This is a genomic window from Anoxybacillus sp. B2M1 (assembly GCF_001634265.1).
Classification (GTDB): domain Bacteria; phylum Bacillota; class Bacilli; order Bacillales; family Anoxybacillaceae; genus Anoxybacteroides; species Anoxybacteroides rupiense.
On sequence record NZ_CP015435.1, the window covers coordinates 404,220 to 420,367 of the forward strand.

Here is a 16,148-nt window from a genome sequence, read left to right on the forward strand (position 1 = left end):
CTTTAAACCATCCCTGCATCATCGGCTACGTGTCTTCCTTTGTAAAATAAACGCTGTTCGTTTAAAGGCTTTTCCTTAGCTGTTATCACCTTTGGAATGATTTTCATGACGATTGTACGGCTTCCCATTGAAGAACGGTACGAATCGACGTGATGTTTGGAAAGAGGAGCGGAAAAGTAACCAGGAACATATTTATCAAGCATCTTTTGCATCGCGGCGGTTGCTTCAGACAAATCGGCAACGATTTCGATCTCCCCAAAAATCATAACACTCATATAACTTGTATCCGTTTTGGCTGGTACCGGATTGACCATTGTTCCAAAATTTTCACTGACAGTAAAACAGATCCGTTTGTTTCGATTTATTATTTCCATTTTTCTTCCTGATTCAGCTCCATGAATGTATACGGCGCCTTTCCACCAAACGAAATTAAGAGGAACAACGTATGGTTCCCTGTTGTCAGTTAATCCTAAATATCCGGTGGTTGCTGACGAGAGAAAGGCAGAAATTTTGTCTTGATCGTTACAGGCTAATAGCGGTCTTCTCATTTCATCCATATTTTTTCCTCCTGTTCCTTTGTTATAATCATTGTAAAAAGCTGCTGTATGGATGCATAGTGGCAGTTTTGGATATTTTTTAGGGGACAGAGGAGGAGGAAACATGATTGAATTAACCCCGCATTTAGACAGCGAGCGGCGACTTCCGCTTTATGAACAGCTTTACGAATATATCAAAGGCGAAATGGTGAAAGGGCATCTCCAAACAGGTGAGGCGCTTCCTTCCATACGCGTTCTTGCCAAGCATTTGCGCATTAGCCGCAATACGGTGGAAGCCGCTTATGCACAGCTTGTAGCGGAAGGGTATGTTGAAAGTCGGCCGCGGAAGGGATTTATCATCAAAGAATTTGATAAGGATGTATGGATGAAGTTAGAACCGCCGTTTGTGATTCCGTCATCCGTGTCACCTGTATCGAGGTATCGGTACGATTTTCGCTATGGCCATATTGATACGGCCCATTTTCCGCTGCGAGCGTGGCGCGCTTGCCTGAACGAGGCAATGGACGCATCACGGGAGGAATTGCTTTGGTATGGTGAACGTCAAGGAGAAAGGAAGCTGCGTCAGCAAATTGCCCGGTATTTGTTTCAGGCGCGCAGCATTCATTGTTCAGATGAACAGGTGATCATCGGTGCTGGCATTCATCAAATAACAGGACTTCTTTGTCAGCTTTTCTCACCTGAAAAAAATAAAATCGCTATGGAAAATCCATCGTATGACGGTATCCGTGCCGTCTTTATAAACCATCGTTATCAGGTGCTCCCCATTTCACTTGAACAGGATGGTTTACATATTGCGGAATTGGAACAGAGTGATGCCACTGTTGCTTATGTGACCCCATCACATCAGCTGCCACTTGGAATGGTACTGCCGATTGGCAAACGGCAAAAGCTATTAAAATGGGCAGAAACGAGAAATGCGTTTTTGATTGAAGACGATTACGACAGCGAATTTCGATATGAAGGAAAACCGATTCCTGCTCTAAAAGCGCTCGATACGCAAGATCGCGTGATCTATATTGGAACGTTTTCAAAAGTGCTAACGCCTGCCATTCGTGTTTGTTATATGATATTGCCAAAACAATTGCTTCCCTCGTTTTACCAGATGTTTTCTAGCTATCATCAGCCCGTGGCGACGGTGGTGCAAAAAGCGCTGGCGTTATTTATGGAAAAAGGCTATTTGGAGCGTCATATTCGAAAAATGCGCACTGTATATGCAAAAAAACGTCAAACGCTGATCCATGCGATTTATGACCATTTTGGTGAGCATGCCACCATTATTGGCGAAAAGGCTGGATTGCACTTGCTTGTTCACTTCCATCATGTCATGGATGCCGATCGGCTAGTCAAGGAAGCAAAAGGAAGGGGCATTCACATTTATTCTGTGGCAAAGTATTGGTTTGATTCCCAAACATCTCCTCCGCCTTATATTTTGTTAGGATTTGGTAGCATGACAGAACAAGAAATGATAGAAGCGATACAACTCTTGAAAGACATTGTTCAAGCAACGAGAAAATAAGGAAGAGAACTCGGACAAAATAGAGAGACGGGATGGCCGCTACAATATAGAAGAAAGGAATGAACTTATAGCTGAATGTTGGTTGTCCGATGGTTGAAAAACGTCCCAAACTTCACTTTGATGAAAATGTTATGATGTCCCGTTACATCCATATAGTTGAGTTATATTGAAACTAGCATCGCAGCTATCAGAAGAAGTTTGCAAATTCTTTATCTTTAAGAACGATGCGGTAGGTGAAAGGTCCTAAGATGAACGGGAATAGTAAAAAATAATTGACAATTTGCAATGTTAGCGCTATTTTTAACTTAAATATGATGTTAAACACTTATAACGTTATTTAAACGTAATAAGTGTTTAACTTTTATAAAAAATGAAAGCGTTTTAAAGGGGATGGGAAAATGATTTTGCATGATGTTGAGACGTTTTCGAAGTATGAAATGGAAAAGCTGCAGCTACAGAGACTGCAGCAAACGGTTGAAAGGGTGTATGAGAAGGTTCCGTTTTATCGCGGCAAGCTGAATGAACGGAATGTCAAGCCAGAGCATATTCGCTCGCTTGAAGATATCCGCAAGCTTCCGTTCACAACGAAAAAGGATTTGCGCGACCATTATCCGTTTGGATTGCTGGCTGTCGATCTACGTGAAGCAGTACGTATCCATGCTTCAAGCGGTACAAGCGGAAAACCGACGGTGGTGGCCTATACAAAACATGATATTGAAAATTGGTCTGACATTGTCGCGCGCGCCATCGCTACTGCTGGCGGAGAACCGGGTAAAGTGCTGCATAACGCATACGGTTACGGTTTGTTCACCGGAGGGCTTGGCTTGCATTACGGAAGCGAGCGGCTGGGGATGGTGACAGTGCCTGTATCAGGAGGAAACACAGACAGACAAGTGACATTAATTGAAGATTTTCGTCCTGAAGTCATTTGCGGTACTCCTTCTTATGTATTAAACATTGCGGAACGCATGCGCGAGCTTGGGAAAGATCCGCGGCAAACATCATTAAAATATGGCGTTTTCGGGGCAGAGCCTTGGTCCGAGGAAATGCGAAGAACGCTTGAAGAAGCTTTTGCGATTAAAGCTTGTGATATTTATGGATTAAGTGAAGTGATTGGACCTGGCGTAGCAATGGAATGTCATGAAGCCCAGGATGGACTGCATATTGCGGATGATCATTTCTACGTGGAAGTCATAAATCCAAAAACGCTTGAGCCAGTCGCGGATGGAGAAGAAGGAGAGCTTGTATTTACAAGTCTTACAAAAGAAGCGTTCCCTGTGCTTCGCTACCGTACCGGTGACATCGCTTCCATTACAAGAGAACAGTGTAAATGCGGTAGAACAACGACAAGAATGTCGCGCGTCAAAGGGCGTGTCGATGATATGCTAATTATTCGCGGAGTGAATGTATTCCCATCCGAAATTGAACATTATTTGCTTACCGTTCCTGAATTAGCCCCGTATTATCAAATTCATCTTGATCGCAAAGGAACACTCGATGTTGTTGAATTGCATGTGGAGGTCAATGAGGAGTTTATGGGAGAAATCAGCGGGGACATGAAGCATGAACGCGTGATGCTGCTGAAAAAACACATTCAGCATTTGTTGAAAAACTACTGTCTTGTGTCGATGAACATAGAGATCCATACGCCAAAGACACTTCCTCGTTCGGAAGGAAAGGCGATTCGGATCATTGATCGCCGCAAAGAAAAGGCGAAAATATGAAAAATACTCAATTATAACAATTTTCATTATTGAAATATTTATAACGTTATTTTATAATTACGTTAAAATAACGTTATATAATTAGGAGGGTCATATCAATGACTGTCATTACATCGTTTGAACGCTTGTCAGAAGAAGAGAAGCATCAGCGATTTATGGAGCGAATTGAAGCTGGTGAAAAGATTGAAGCAGATGATTGGATGCCGGAAGAATACCGTCTAACATTGATTAAATTAATCTCTATGCATGGAATTAGCGAAATCATGGGCGCACTTCCTGAAAAAGAATGGGTGCCCAAGGCTCCGTCTTTGCGAAGAAAGCTTGGTATTATGGCGAAAGTGCAAGACGAAATGGGGCACGGTCAGCTTTTGCTTCGTGTTGCGGAGGATTTAATGGCACCTCTTGGAAAAACACGTGAAGAAATTATGCAAGATTTATTTAAAGGAGATTTAAAGTTTCATAATGTGTTTCATATGCCTGCGCCAACATGGGGAGACGCTGGCTTAATTGGTTGGCTTGTCGATGGAGCTGCGATTATTACACAAACGAATATGCTTGATGCATCTTATGGTCCATATGCACGCGCTTTAAAACGAATTTGTGCCGAAGAGGTATTCCATGCCCAGCATGGGGAATCGATTATTTTAGCGCTTGCAGAAGGGACAGAAGAGCAAAAAGAAATGATTCAAGGCGCTCTAAATCGTTGGTGGGATGCCCTGCTTATGTTCTTTGGGCCTGATAATGCATCGACAACAGGGACATCGAAGCAAGATATCACCATTAAATATCGCATCCGTACAAAAACGAATGAGCAGCTGCGCCAAGACTTCTTTACGAAATATGTACCGCGCATTTTATCGCTTGGACTTAAGCTTCCAGATGAAACGATGCACTATGATGAGACACAAGGAAAATGGGTGTATCGTCAGCCGGATTGGAGCCAATTTAAAGAAATCATTCGCAATAATGGACCGAAATCCAAAGAGCGTCTTCGCCTCCGAGAATTGTCATATCGGAACAACGCTTGGGTTCGCGAAGCGTTAAGCTGTTCATCAGCCGTGTAATGGGGGGATCGTTATGAATCATAACGGAAAAGGCTTTTATCAAGTATTTGAGGTTTTCAGCAGAAAAAACGATACAGCGCCGCTGCAGCATCAATTTAGCCTGCTGGCGCCAAATCATGAAATCGCGCTAGTAATGGCTCAAGAAAATTTCATGCGTCGTGAACCTGTCTCTGATATTTGGGTTGTAAAACGTTCTGACATTCGTCAGATGACAGAGGAAGAAAAAGAAGCGCTAAAACGTCTGGATAATAAGGATTACCGTACGACAAAAGGATATGGATATTTGAAAAAGAAATGGCGGCAATATGAACAGCAAATGTTGGATGAGAAAGAAATTCTGTCATGGAAGGGCGAGATTCAGCGATGAAAATCACGAAACCGGAAGAATTGAAGCAATACCCTGAATATCAAGAAGCGCTTGTGGAGCTATTATTTCAGCTGGCTGATGATGATTTTATTTTGGCGTATCGTGGTTCTGAATGGCTGGGGCTTGCCCCTCATATTGAAGAAGATGTCGCGTTTTCGTCGATCAGCCAAGATACGATGGGGCATGCAGCGATGTATTATCAGTTGCTTGAAGAGATCGGCATGGGCCGCGCTGATGATCTAGCGCATGGGCGTGAAGCATCGGAAAGACGCAATGCGATTTTACTAGAGGAAGTGAACGGACCGGGGCATTATTTACAGGAGCCTCGTTATGACTGGGCGTTTACCGTTGTAAGAAATTACTTCTACGCACAAGCGAAGAAGGTCCGCATTGATTCATTGAAAAACTGTTCCTATGAGCCGCTAGCGCAGGTGGCAATCAAGATCAATATGGAGCTTTACTATCATTTGATGCACTGGAAAACATGGTTTGTTCAGCTTGTCAATGCACAGGGCGAAGCACGCGAACGGATGATTCAAGCGATTGAGAAAGTGATGGACGATTTTGGTGGTGTCTTGTCCCTAGGGAATAAAGGAAGCAAGATGGTCGAATTTGGTTTGATTGACAGCGAGGAAGTGCTAACAGAGCGGTGGATTCAAGCGATGAAACCCGTATTTGAACAAGCCAATCTGACAATGCCAAACGCATTTCAGATGAAGCGCGGAAATGGCCGCAACGGCGAACATACACCAGATTTGGAATCGGCAATCGCCACTTTATCTGAAGTATACCGAATGGATCCTCTTGCCGCTTGGTAATTCATCGATCACTACTACCAAAAACAAGGGAGGTGCTAATAGGATGATCGAGAAAATCAAAACGGCGTTGGACGCGGTTAAAGATCCTGAAATTGATTCCGTCAGCGTTTTAGATTTAGGGATGGTAGAAAAGGTCCAGTTTACAAACGGGGAAGTGGTTGTTCAATTGCTGCCGACCTTTATTGGCTGTCCGGCGCTTGATATTATTCGACAGCGTGTCGAACAAGTTCTTTCCAGTTTAGAAGGAATCAAGCGTGTAACCGTTGAATTTATTAACCATCCGCCATGGACATCGGAACGGATTACAGAAGAGGGTCGTGAAAAATTGAAGGAGTTTGGAATTGCTCCGCCGCCGAAACAAATGGGTCCTAACGGCGAATGGCAAATTGAGTGTCCATATTGCACCTCCACTTATACAATGATGGAAAATGTCTTTGGTCCGACCGCCTGCCGCAGCATTTTTTATTGTAAACAATGCAAGAACCCATTTGAAGCACTAAAACCAATTTCGATATGGATGTAAAAAACGAAAAAAGGAGAAGAGACAAATGGTAAAAATGATCGCACTTTATAAGCAACCAAAGGATAAAAATGCGTTTGATGAGCATTATTTTGGAACACACGCACCGATTACAGCGAAAATCCCGGGGCTGCGCAAAATGGAGGTAACCAAAATTGTCGGCACGCCAATGGGGGGAGAAAGCGAATATTATTTACTATGCGAAATGTATTACGACAGTCACGAAGCGTTAAAAGAAGCGATGAGAACAAGTGAAGCAAAAGCGTCCGCAAAGGATTTGATGTCATTTGCCGGCGAGCTTGTGACAATGATGATTGGCGAGGAAGTCGGAAATGAGTAAATACGCGCATATTCAAACGTATATCGAGGGCTCGATTGCTGTGATTGAATTGAATCGTCCTCATGTACTGAATGCGCTAAACCGTCAAATGGTGACGGAAATTGTAAAGGCAATGGAAGAGTATGACCGTCATGATGATGTGCGGGTCATGGTCTTAACGGGAAAAGGGCGCGCATTTGCTGCTGGAGCTGATATTGATGAAATGGCGGACGACGATTCGATTACCTTAGAAATGCTGAATCAATTCGCAGAGTGGGATCGTTTAGCATGGATAAAAAAACCGATGATTGCCGCTGTACATGGCTTTGCATTAGGAGGAGGGTTTGAATTAGCGCTGAGCTGCGATCTCCTGCTGGCTTCAGAGACGGCTGAATTCGGGTTTCCTGAAGTCAATATTGGCGTGATGCCCGGAGCTGGCGGCACGCAGCGTCTGACAAAATTAATCGGTAAAACAAAAGCGCTCGAATGGCTTTGGACAGGGGAAAGGATGTCAGCAAAAACAGCCTACGAGCTTGGAATTGTCAATCGCGTGGTGGCACCAGAGCTGCTTTTGGAAGAAACGATCAAGCTAGCCAAAAAAATTGCTCAACAGCCTCCTTTGTCGGTTCGTTTCATTAAAGAAGCCGTTCATAAAGCGGTCGATTATTCCTTATATGAAGGAATGCAGTTTGAGCGGAAAAACTTTTATCTTCTTTTCTCATCAGAAGATCAAAAAGAAGGCATGCAAGCATTTATGGAAAAACGCAAGCCGAATTTTAAAGGAAAGTAAGGAGGGCTGTTCGTTGTACGAAACGATTCGTTATGAAGTCCGCGAGCATGTGGCGTGGCTGATCCTTCAGCGGCCGGATAAGCTAAATGCATTTACGGAGCAAATGAATAAAGAGATTGTCTCAGCGCTTAAGCAGGCCGCTGGTGACGAAATGGTTCGCAGTGTTGTCATCACTGGTGAAGGAAGAGCCTTCTGCTCAGGCGAAGACCTCGCTGGCGTCACGGAAGAATTGGATCACGGAGAGGTTTTGCGGACGCGCTATGCGCCAATGATGAAAGCGCTTCATCATTTTGAAAAACCTGTTATTGCCGCTGTTAATGGCGTGGCAGCGGGGGCGGGAATGAGCTTAGCATTGGCTTGCGATTTCCGGCTCGCTTCCGAAAAAGCAAGCTTTATTGAAGCGTTTATTCATGTTGGCTTGGTTCCTGATGCCGGAAACCTTTACTATTTACCGCGGTTAATTGGCCACGCCAAAGCACTTGAGCTTGCTATTTTAGGAGAAAAAGTAAGCGCACAAGCAGCCTATGAGCTTGGGCTCGTGACAGCTGTGATTCCTGAATCAGAATGGGAAACCGAAGTGCAACGATTTGCGGCAAAGCTCGCGCAAATGCCGACAAAAGCGATTGGATTGATCAAACGTCTTTTGCGCGAAAGCGGGAGCGGTTCATTTGCGGAATATTTGGAAAAAGAAGCGTATGGTCAGAGAATTGCTGGATTGACAGAAGATCATCGCGAAGGAGTACGCGCATTTTTCGAAAAGCGTCCGGCAGTATTCAAAGGAAAATAAGGAAAAAGGGAGCGTGTATGATATGTCAACAGTAAAAGAACAAAAAATGGAAAAACTTGAAATGAAGCGTGAGAAATATCATCTCATTATTAATGGTGAGCGTGTGGAAGGTTCTTCAGGGGAAACGTTTACAACCTATAATCCAGCAACAGGCGAACCGGTGGCGCAAGTAGCCAAAGGAACAAAGGAAGATGCAGAACGGGCGATTCAAGCGGCGCGTCAAGCATTCGACTATGGGAAATGGCGTCATTTTACAGTGAATAAACGGGCGCGTATCCTTAACAAGATCGCTTCTATCATGCGCTCTCGCTTTAATGAGCTAGTGGAGTTGGAGATTTTAGATACGGGGAAATCGCTTTCTGCTGCCCAAGGACAAGTCATGCAGGCGATCGAAGATTTTGAGTTTTATGCAAGTGCAATTGTCGGCCATCGTGGAACGGTCAACAACATGCCAGGAGCATTTCATAACTTTACAGAAAAAGAACCAGTCGGTGTATGTGCACAAATTATTCCGTGGAATTATCCGTTGATGATGGCAGCGTGGAAAATTGCTCCGGCTATTGCTGTCGGCTGCTCTGTCGTTGTCAAGCCAGCTTCATTAACACCATTAACATGCATTGTGCTTGCGGAGATTTGCCATGAGGCAGGGGTGCCGGAAGGTGTTGTCAACGTTGTAACAGGTTCGGGCTCCGAAGTGGGCAATTATTTAGTGGAGCATCCGCTTGTCGATAAAGTAGCCTTTACCGGTTCCACCCCAGTTGGCAAAGATATTATGGAGAAAGCATCGAAGACGCTAAAACGCGTTACATTGGAGCTTGGTGGAAAATCGCCGAACATCATTTTTGAGGATGCGGATCTTGATGCGGCTGTGGACGGGGCTTTATTCGGTATCTTCTACAATACGGGACAATCATGCGAAGCGCGTTCTCGTTTATATGTACATGAAAGCATTTATGAGCAATTTATGGAAAAATTTGTAGAGAAAACAAAGAAATTAAAGCTTGGCAACCCATTTGACCAAGGGACACATGTCGGAGCGATCATTAGCCGTGAACAATTAGAAGTCATTGACGGATATGTTCGTTCGGCACTTGAAGAAGGGGCAACGGTTGTGACGGGGGGTAAAGAAGCAAAGGTTGAAGGATTTGAAAACGGTTACTGGTATGAGCCGACTATTATTACAAATGTCAATCACAGCATGAAAGTAGTCAAAGAAGAAATTTTCGGGCCAGTGGTTGTTGTGATGAAGTTTAGTGATGAAAAAGAGGTTGTCAAGCTGGCAAACGATAGCGAATACGGATTAGGTTCAGCGATTTGGACAAAAGACCATGGCCGAGCGATCCGGGTGGCGAAGCAAATTCAAGCCGGCATCGTCATGATCAATAGCCCATTCTCCGCATTCCCAGGAACGCCGTTTGGCGGTTATAAACAATCTGGCTTCGGACGCGAGCTTTGCATTGAAACGCTTGACTTATATACAGAGACAAAAAGCATCTTGTCATACTACGGAAGCCGTCCGCTCAATCCTTTCGGTTTGTAATGCGCAAATTCGAGCACTTCCATCTGCGGATGGGTGCTCGTTTTCACTTCTATATATAAATACATGAATAATAAGGAGAGGATTGCTATGGTTCGCCGTATTGTCGTCGTCGGCTCAGGAGTGATGGGAAGAGGCATTGCTTATGTCAGCGCAGCTGGCGGCTTTGTCACCATGTTGGTTGATATAAAAGAAGAGCAGCTGCAAAGTGCGAAAAAAGAAATCGATGCGATTTTTGACAAAGCGGTATCGTTAAATAAGATATCGGAAGCCGCTAAACTTGAAGCGCAAGCTCGCTTGTCGTATTCAACAAATTTAGCGGAGGCTGTTCAAACGGCCGATCTAGTGATTGAAGCGGTACCGGAAAAATTAGAGATTAAAAAACAAATTTTCGAAACCATCGATGCGCATGCGCCACAAGCATGTTATTTTGCCACAAATACATCGACGATGAGCCCGACAGAGATTGCTTCGTTTACAAAACGTCCGGAAAAGGTAATCGCCATGCACTTTTTCAATCCGGTCCATAAAATGAAGCTTGTTGAGATTATTCGCGGATTGGAAACAAGCGATGAAACGGCCGAAGTCATTCAGCAAGTGGCTGAACAAATGGGAAAAGAAACGGTGGTTGTGAATGAGTTTCCGGGCTTTGTGACAAGCCGAATTAGCGCATTGGTGGGCAATGAAGCATTTTACATGCTGCAAGAAGGTGTCGGCACACCGGAACAAATTGATAAAGCGATTAAGCTTGGTCTTAACTATCCAATGGGACCATTTGAATTGGCTGATCTAGTAGGCTTAGATACTCGGTTAAACAATTTAAAATACTTGCATGAAAAGCTAGGAGAAAAATACCGTCCGGCGCCGTTACTGGAGCAATACGTTAAGGCAGGACGACTTGGGAGAAAAACAGGAAAAGGAGTTTACGACTATACGAACAAGGAGTAGGAAGGAGAAGAAGCGATGCGAGAAGTCGTCATTGTTGATGCGGTCCGGACGCCGATTGGAAGATATAAAGGAGCGTTAAAGGAAGTTCGTCCGGACGATTTAGGGGCCATTGTGATTCGAGCATTAGTCGAACGCAATCCGGGGCTTCCAGTCGAGGAAATCGAAGAAGTCGTGCTTGGAAATGCCAATCAGGCAGGGGAGGACAATCGGAATGTTGCGCGCATGTCGGCGCTATTAGCTGGATTGCCAATTGAAGTAGCAGGCACAACGGTCAATCGCTTGTGCGGCTCTGGTTTGGATGCTGTCAATTATGCTGCCCGGGCGATTATGGTTGGTGAAGCTGATATAGTGATCGCCGGAGGAACAGAAAGTATGACGCGTGCGCCGTTTGTTATGGCAAAACCCGATCAAGATTTTCCGCGCGGCAATTTAGAAATGTTCGATACCACGATCGGCTGGCGCTTTATTAATCCGAAACTGCATGAAATGTACGGTACAGACAGCATGCCGCAAACGGCAGAAAATGTCGCAAAGCGGTATGGGATTTCTCGTGAAGCGCAAGATGAGTTTGCCTATGAAAGCCAAATGAAGGCCAAAAAAGCGATGGAAGCGCACCGTTTTGCCGACGAGCTTGTTCCCGTTGTGTATCGCGATCGAAAGGGAGCAGAGATCGTCGTCGATAAAGATGAGCATCCGCGTCCCGATACAACAATGGAAAAGCTAGCAAAATTGCGTCCGCTTTTTGAAAATGGGACAGTCACCGCAGGGAATGCTTCTGGTGTTAATGACGGAGCAGCCGCCTTATTGCTCATGAGTGCAGAAAAAGCCCAAAAGCTAGGCATGAAGCCGCTTGTGAAATATACGGTTTCTGCGGTCGCCGGCTTAGAACCGGCCGTGATGGGGCTCGGTCCGATTTATGCGACGAGAAAAGCGTTGCAGCGCGCCGGTTTAACGGTGAACGATATCGGTTTAGTTGAACTTAACGAAGCGTTTGCTTCCCAGTCATTAGAGTGCATCAAACAGCTTGAACTGAATAAAGACATTGTTAATGTCAATGGTGGAGCGATTGCGTTTGGTCATCCGCTTGGAGCTAGTGGTGCCCGCATTTTAACAACCTTAATTTATGAGATGAAAAAAAGAAAGGTCCGATACGGTCTAGCAACCATGTGTATTGGCGTGGGACAAGGAATCGCTACCATTGTTGAAAACCTGGATGTCTAGTAAAAGGAGGAAGAGCCGTGGCGAATATTTTATTAGAAAAACGTGATTATATCGGATTTGTCACGATTCATCGCCCGGAAGTCATGAACTGTTTTGACTATGCGACACTGGTGCAACTGGGCGAGGTAGTCGATCAAATTTATTTTGATCGTGACATCCGGGTGGTGATTTTTACGGGAGCAGGCGATAAAGCTTTTAGTGCAGGAGCGGATTTAAAAGAGCGCAAAACGCTGTCAGAGACAGAGGTGCGCCGCAATGTCAAGAAAATTCGCGATGTGTTTGATGCGGTGGCCCATTTGCCCCAGCCGACGATTGCAGCGGTAAACGGCTATGCTTTTGGCGGTGGATTTGAACTAATGCTTTCATGCGATTTTCGAATTGCAGTGAAGGAAGCGGTGATGGGACTTACCGAGGTAAGCTGGGCGATTATTCCGGGAGCCGGCGGAACCCAGCGTTTACCGCGGTTGATTGGCGAGGCAAAAGCAAAAGAATGGATTCTCACTGCTCGCAAAATAACAGCTGACGAAGCGTATGCATATGGTCTTTTAACAAAAGTAGTGGAAAAAGGAGAGCTGCTGCCAAGCTGCGAGGCGCTAGCGCATGAAATGCTGCAAAACGGTCCCATTGCATTGCGGCAAGCGAAATTCGCCATCCAGCAAGGGATGAACGTCGACTTGCAAACAGGGCTGTCAATTGAGGCGAAGGCGTATGAGCAGACGATTTCGACTAAGGATCGTCTTGAGGCATTAGCAGCATTCAGTGAAAAACGCAAGCCCCATTTTACTGGTGAATAAGAAAAAAACAAACGGGAGCTCCATCACATGAGGCTCCCGTTTTATCATCAGATGCTTTTTATGCTATTCGTATTGTAAATGTTATAAAAATTTGCTAAAATACTGAACCATGAAAGTGTCGGAAGGGAACCCCTTGCTAAATAGGAAATAAGCGAAAACGGTAGGGACAAAGGGTGTCAAATATGAGCATAAATACACGATCAATGATTTTTACGATTTATGGAGACTATATTCGCCATTATGGCAACCAAATTTGGATTGGTAGTCTGATTCGGCTGCTAAAAGAGTTCGGCCATAACGACCAGGCAGTGCGTGCGGCGATTTCTCGCATGAGTAAACAAGGATGGGTGCAAGCAGAAAAAAAAGGGAACAAGAGCTATTATTCGCTGACACCGCGCGGCATAAAACGGATGGAGGAGGCAGCGAAGCGGATTTACAAAATCCGTCCAGAAAAATGGGATGGAAAGTGGCGCATTTTTGTTTACACGATTCCTGAGGAAAAGCGCTCCCTGCGGGATGAACTGCGAAAAGAGTTGGTATGGAGCGGATTTGGAACGATTTCCAACAGCTGCTGGATCTCTCCGAACCATTTAGAGAAACAAGTATATGATCTCATTGATAAATATCAAATTGAGCCGTATGTCGACTTTTTTATTTCCGAATATGACGGTCCGCACACGAATGCACGGCTTGTTGAAAAATGTTGGGATTTAGAAGCGATCAACCAGAAATACGAAGAATTTATTTCGGTGTACAGTCAAAAATACATCATTGATAAAAATAAAATTCAACGGGGCGAAATGACAGATGCGGAATGCTTCGTAGAGCGGACGAAGCTCGTTCACGAGTATCGGAAGTTTTTATTCATTGATCCGGGGCTGCCAGAAGAGCTATTGCCGAAAGAATGGATGGGCAGTCATGCGGCTTCGCTGTTTAGTGAATACTATAAAGAGCTGGCTAAGCCGGCAAGCCGCTTTTTTGAAGAAGTGTTCACAGATGGCAATGAATTAATAAAAAAAGATACACAATACGATGTCTATACTCATGAGCTGATGATGGAATAATCTATTGGGCCCAAGCCACAGGTTTGTCTTGGAGCGTCGATGTTCAGAAGATGATTTGGGGTCCGGTCTTATGAGAATTATCCATAGAAAAAGCACGAAAATGACCTTGTGTCTCAGGCGTGTACGATGCCATTTGCCTTGCTTGTTCACACTTGCGTCTCCGCTTGGCTGCGTCCCTTGGTCTGCCAAGCGCTTTCAGGACAGCCCGCGACGGAAACGATGGAAAGGAATGGGGAAAATAATAATAGACAAAGTCGAAATGGACTTTGTCTACCATATGAGGTACAAGGATGATCTTGTGCTTTTTTTATTATAGCTGCACCTATTAACGGGAGTGATTTAGCAGTTCGCGATATTCTTTTCCTTTTTGTACATATGTGTCAATGGACAACTGAATAAGCTCTAAATCTTTTTCATTAATTTCGCGGACGATCTTACCAGGCGAGCCGACCACAAGTGACCGTGGCGGAATTTTTTTGCCCGGTGGAATAAGCGTATTGGCGCCAATAATGCATTCTTCGCCAATTTCTGCACCATCTAAAATGGTTGAGCCCATGCCGATGATGGAGCGTCTTCGAATCGTGCATCCATGTAAAATGACATTATGACCAACGGTTACTTCATCTTCAATGACAAGCGGAAATTCGGCATATAAGTGGCATGTGGAATTATCTTGAATGCTGCACCGCTCTCCAATTGTAATCGGCGCTTCATCCCCGCGAAGCACCGCATTAAACCAAATAGTCGATTCTTTGCCGATTTTCACATCGCCAATAATATGGGCTCCGGGAGCAATAAAGACGGTTTGGTCAACATCTGGGGTTTTTCCGTTATATGAATAAAGCATTTTCAATCTCTCCTCAAATGTGATAAGGTTATGATAAGTATAACATATTTTTAACGGGGAGAGAATTTCATGAATGATATTTGTCGTTTTTTTCATATTCGTTATCCCATTATTCAAGGGGGGATGGGGAATATTAGCAATGCTCAGCTGACAAGCGCGGTTTCCGAGGCGGGGGGCCTTGGAACGATTGGTGTGGGAACGATGACACCTGATGAGGTGGAGAATATTCTTGTGGAAACACGCCAGAGAACCAATCGTCCTTTTTCTGTTAATATTCCCATTCAAGTTACTCCGTATATAGAGGAAATGCTCTCGTTAGTGTTTAAGCACAAGATTCCGGTGGTTTCATTATCAGCGGGAAATCCTGCCCCTATTATTCCGATGCTGAAGGAACGGGGAGTGAAGGTGATCGTGGTGACAGCATCGGTAAGACAAGCGCAAAAGGCTGAGGCTGCTGGTGCAGACGTGCTGGTTGCGGAAGGATATGAAGCAGCGGGAATTAATTCGCATCTCGAATTGACGACCATGACTTTAATCCCGCAAATTGTCCGAGCGGTTCGTGTGCCGGTGATTGCAGCAGGAGGCATTGGCGATGGGAAGGGATTGCTCGCTGCTTTGGCTCTCGGAGCAAAAGGGGTGCAACTGGGGACCAGATTGATAGCGACCAAAGATGCTCCTTTCCATGAAGATTATAAGCAGCTTGTAGTAAAGGCTGGAGAAAATGAAACCGTTATCGTTGGTCGTACAGTCGGCAGAGTGCGGAGAATTATGCGCACAGCCTATGCGGAAAAGTTGCTTGACTATGAAAAATCAGGAGTTACTCTTGAAGAATTTAACCGTTACACATCAGAGGACTATCACCGCCGTGGAGCTCTTTCTGGTGATTTTGTCGAAGGCTTTGTGAACGCTGGTCAAATTTCTGGATTTATTCAAGATATACCGACTGTACAGGAGCTGTTTGACCAAATGATGAGTGAAGCGAAACAACAATGGAATGAGCTTCGCGAAATGTTTTTAGAACAATAATTTTTATATAGAAAATATAAAAGCGCCTCCATGATGAGGGGCTTTTTTTGTAATGATTCAATTTTTGAGAAAATTATTGACTTTTGATTTTATCGGTTGATAATATTTAATTATCATAACGTTATTTTAACGTTAATAAATATTTTTATGATGTTAATTGTGTAAACGTTTACAATTTAAACGCTTTACATCGCTAAAATATCTTGATAAAACCTAATTTAAAAATGTTTTGATCTAATAGTCTAGCAT

Annotated in this window: 17 protein-coding genes; 15 read left to right on the forward strand and 2 right to left on the reverse strand. The window is 44.4% G+C overall.

The window, feature by feature from the left end:
- Positions 1-2 precede the first annotated feature (2 nt).
- Positions 3-548: a pyridoxamine 5'-phosphate oxidase family protein gene (locus GFC28_RS02005; RefSeq protein ID WP_044746476.1), complete on the reverse strand. Its 546-nt coding sequence runs from the start codon at positions 546-548 to the stop codon at positions 3-5.
- A 112-nt stretch (positions 549-660) separates the two neighbouring features.
- Between GFC28_RS02005 and pdxR the strand changes: the two genes are divergently transcribed.
- From pdxR to paaX, 14 genes are all read left to right on the forward strand, one after another.
- Positions 661-2,073 carry a MocR-like pyridoxine biosynthesis transcription factor PdxR gene (gene pdxR, locus GFC28_RS02010; RefSeq protein ID WP_231883445.1) on the forward strand — a complete coding sequence of 471 codons (1,413 nt, stop codon included), beginning with the start codon at positions 661-663 and terminating at the stop codon, positions 2,071-2,073.
- A gap of 398 nt (positions 2,074-2,471) precedes the next feature.
- Positions 2,472-3,797 carry a phenylacetate--CoA ligase PaaK gene (gene paaK / locus GFC28_RS02015; RefSeq protein ID WP_044746403.1) on the forward strand — a complete coding sequence of 442 codons (1,326 nt, stop codon included), beginning with the start codon at positions 2,472-2,474 and terminating at the stop codon, positions 3,795-3,797.
- Between the two features lie 98 nt (positions 3,798-3,895).
- Positions 3,896-4,861, forward strand: coding sequence for a 1,2-phenylacetyl-CoA epoxidase subunit PaaA (paaA, locus tag GFC28_RS02020; RefSeq protein ID WP_044746404.1), 966 nt, complete (start codon positions 3,896-3,898; stop codon positions 4,859-4,861).
- A 13-nt stretch (positions 4,862-4,874) separates the two neighbouring features.
- The gene (gene paaB / locus GFC28_RS02025) at positions 4,875-5,228 is read left to right on the forward strand and encodes a 1,2-phenylacetyl-CoA epoxidase subunit PaaB (protein ID WP_044746405.1); all 354 of its coding nucleotides are present in this window, start codon (positions 4,875-4,877) and stop codon (positions 5,226-5,228) included.
- Positions 5,204-6,046, forward strand: coding sequence for a 1,2-phenylacetyl-CoA epoxidase subunit PaaC (gene paaC / locus GFC28_RS02030; RefSeq protein WP_044746406.1), 843 nt, complete (start codon positions 5,204-5,206; stop codon positions 6,044-6,046). The genes paaB and paaC overlap by 25 nt, the downstream gene beginning before the upstream one ends.
- 43 nt (positions 6,047-6,089) lie before the next feature.
- Complete coding sequence (gene paaD / locus GFC28_RS02035) at positions 6,090-6,569, forward strand: 1,2-phenylacetyl-CoA epoxidase subunit PaaD (RefSeq protein ID WP_044746407.1); 480 nt, start codon at positions 6,090-6,092, stop codon at positions 6,567-6,569.
- Between the two features lie 25 nt (positions 6,570-6,594).
- Positions 6,595-6,906, forward strand: a complete 312-nt coding sequence (locus GFC28_RS02040) for an EthD family reductase (RefSeq protein ID WP_044746408.1) — start codon at positions 6,595-6,597, stop codon at positions 6,904-6,906.
- A complete protein-coding gene (locus tag GFC28_RS02045; RefSeq protein WP_044746409.1) occupies positions 6,899-7,675 on the forward strand; it encodes an enoyl-CoA hydratase/isomerase family protein in 777 nt (258 codons plus the stop codon). Before GFC28_RS02040 ends, GFC28_RS02045 begins: the two co-directional genes overlap by 8 nt.
- A 13-nt stretch (positions 7,676-7,688) precedes the next feature.
- Complete coding sequence (locus tag GFC28_RS02050; RefSeq protein WP_044746410.1) at positions 7,689-8,462, forward strand: enoyl-CoA hydratase-related protein; 774 nt, start codon at positions 7,689-7,691, stop codon at positions 8,460-8,462.
- 22 nt (positions 8,463-8,484) lie between these two features.
- A complete protein-coding gene (locus tag GFC28_RS02055) occupies positions 8,485-10,002 on the forward strand; it encodes an aldehyde dehydrogenase family protein (protein ID WP_044746411.1) in 1,518 nt (505 codons plus the stop codon).
- 87 nt (positions 10,003-10,089) lie between these two features.
- On the forward strand, positions 10,090-10,947 hold the full coding sequence (locus GFC28_RS02060) for a 3-hydroxyacyl-CoA dehydrogenase (protein ID WP_044746412.1): 858 nt from the start codon (positions 10,090-10,092) through the stop codon (positions 10,945-10,947).
- 15 nt (positions 10,948-10,962) lie between these two features.
- The gene (locus GFC28_RS02065; protein ID WP_044746413.1) at positions 10,963-12,168 is read left to right on the forward strand and encodes a thiolase family protein; all 1,206 of its coding nucleotides are present in this window, start codon (positions 10,963-10,965) and stop codon (positions 12,166-12,168) included.
- 17 nt (positions 12,169-12,185) lie between these two features.
- On the forward strand, positions 12,186-12,962 hold the full coding sequence (locus GFC28_RS02070) for an enoyl-CoA hydratase-related protein (RefSeq protein ID WP_044746414.1): 777 nt from the start codon (positions 12,186-12,188) through the stop codon (positions 12,960-12,962).
- A gap of 188 nt (positions 12,963-13,150) precedes the next feature.
- Positions 13,151-14,026, forward strand: coding sequence for a phenylacetic acid degradation operon negative regulatory protein PaaX (gene paaX, locus GFC28_RS02075; RefSeq protein WP_172798671.1), 876 nt, complete (start codon positions 13,151-13,153; stop codon positions 14,024-14,026).
- Between the two features lie 325 nt (positions 14,027-14,351).
- Here paaX and GFC28_RS02080 read toward each other — a convergent pair whose 3' ends face one another.
- Complete coding sequence (locus tag GFC28_RS02080) at positions 14,352-14,873, reverse strand: gamma carbonic anhydrase family protein (protein WP_044746478.1); 522 nt, start codon at positions 14,871-14,873, stop codon at positions 14,352-14,354.
- A 69-nt stretch (positions 14,874-14,942) separates the two neighbouring features.
- Between GFC28_RS02080 and GFC28_RS02085 the strand changes: the two genes are divergently transcribed.
- Positions 14,943-15,899 carry an NAD(P)H-dependent flavin oxidoreductase gene (locus tag GFC28_RS02085; RefSeq protein WP_044746416.1) on the forward strand — a complete coding sequence of 319 codons (957 nt, stop codon included), beginning with the start codon at positions 14,943-14,945 and terminating at the stop codon, positions 15,897-15,899.
- The last annotated feature ends 249 nt before the right edge of the window (positions 15,900-16,148 follow it).

Coding starts and splice junctions, on each gene's coding strand:
- GFC28_RS02040 (WP_044746408.1), top strand. CDS start 6,595: ATGGTAAAAATGATCGCACTTTATAAGCAACCAAAGGATAAAAATGCG.
- pdxR (WP_231883445.1), top strand. CDS start 661: ATGATTGAATTAACCCCGCATTTAGACAGCGAGCGGCGACTTCCGCTT.
- GFC28_RS02045 (WP_044746409.1), top strand. CDS start 6,899: ATGAGTAAATACGCGCATATTCAAACGTATATCGAGGGCTCGATTGCT.
- GFC28_RS02065 (WP_044746413.1), top strand. CDS start 10,963: ATGCGAGAAGTCGTCATTGTTGATGCGGTCCGGACGCCGATTGGAAGA.
- paaA (WP_044746404.1), top strand. CDS start 3,896: ATGACTGTCATTACATCGTTTGAACGCTTGTCAGAAGAAGAGAAGCAT.
- GFC28_RS02085 (WP_044746416.1), top strand. CDS start 14,943: ATGAATGATATTTGTCGTTTTTTTCATATTCGTTATCCCATTATTCAA.
- paaC (WP_044746406.1), top strand. CDS start 5,204: ATGGAAGGGCGAGATTCAGCGATGAAAATCACGAAACCGGAAGAATTG.
- paaK (WP_044746403.1), top strand. CDS start 2,472: ATGATTTTGCATGATGTTGAGACGTTTTCGAAGTATGAAATGGAAAAG.
- GFC28_RS02060 (WP_044746412.1), top strand. CDS start 10,090: ATGGTTCGCCGTATTGTCGTCGTCGGCTCAGGAGTGATGGGAAGAGGC.
- GFC28_RS02055 (WP_044746411.1), top strand. CDS start 8,485: ATGTCAACAGTAAAAGAACAAAAAATGGAAAAACTTGAAATGAAGCGT.
- paaB (WP_044746405.1), top strand. CDS start 4,875: ATGAATCATAACGGAAAAGGCTTTTATCAAGTATTTGAGGTTTTCAGC.
- GFC28_RS02080 (WP_044746478.1), bottom strand. CDS start 14,873: ATGCTTTATTCATATAACGGAAAAACCCCAGATGTTGACCAAACCGTC.
- paaD (WP_044746407.1), top strand. CDS start 6,090: ATGATCGAGAAAATCAAAACGGCGTTGGACGCGGTTAAAGATCCTGAA.
- GFC28_RS02005 (WP_044746476.1), bottom strand. CDS start 548: ATGAGAAGACCGCTATTAGCCTGTAACGATCAAGACAAAATTTCTGCC.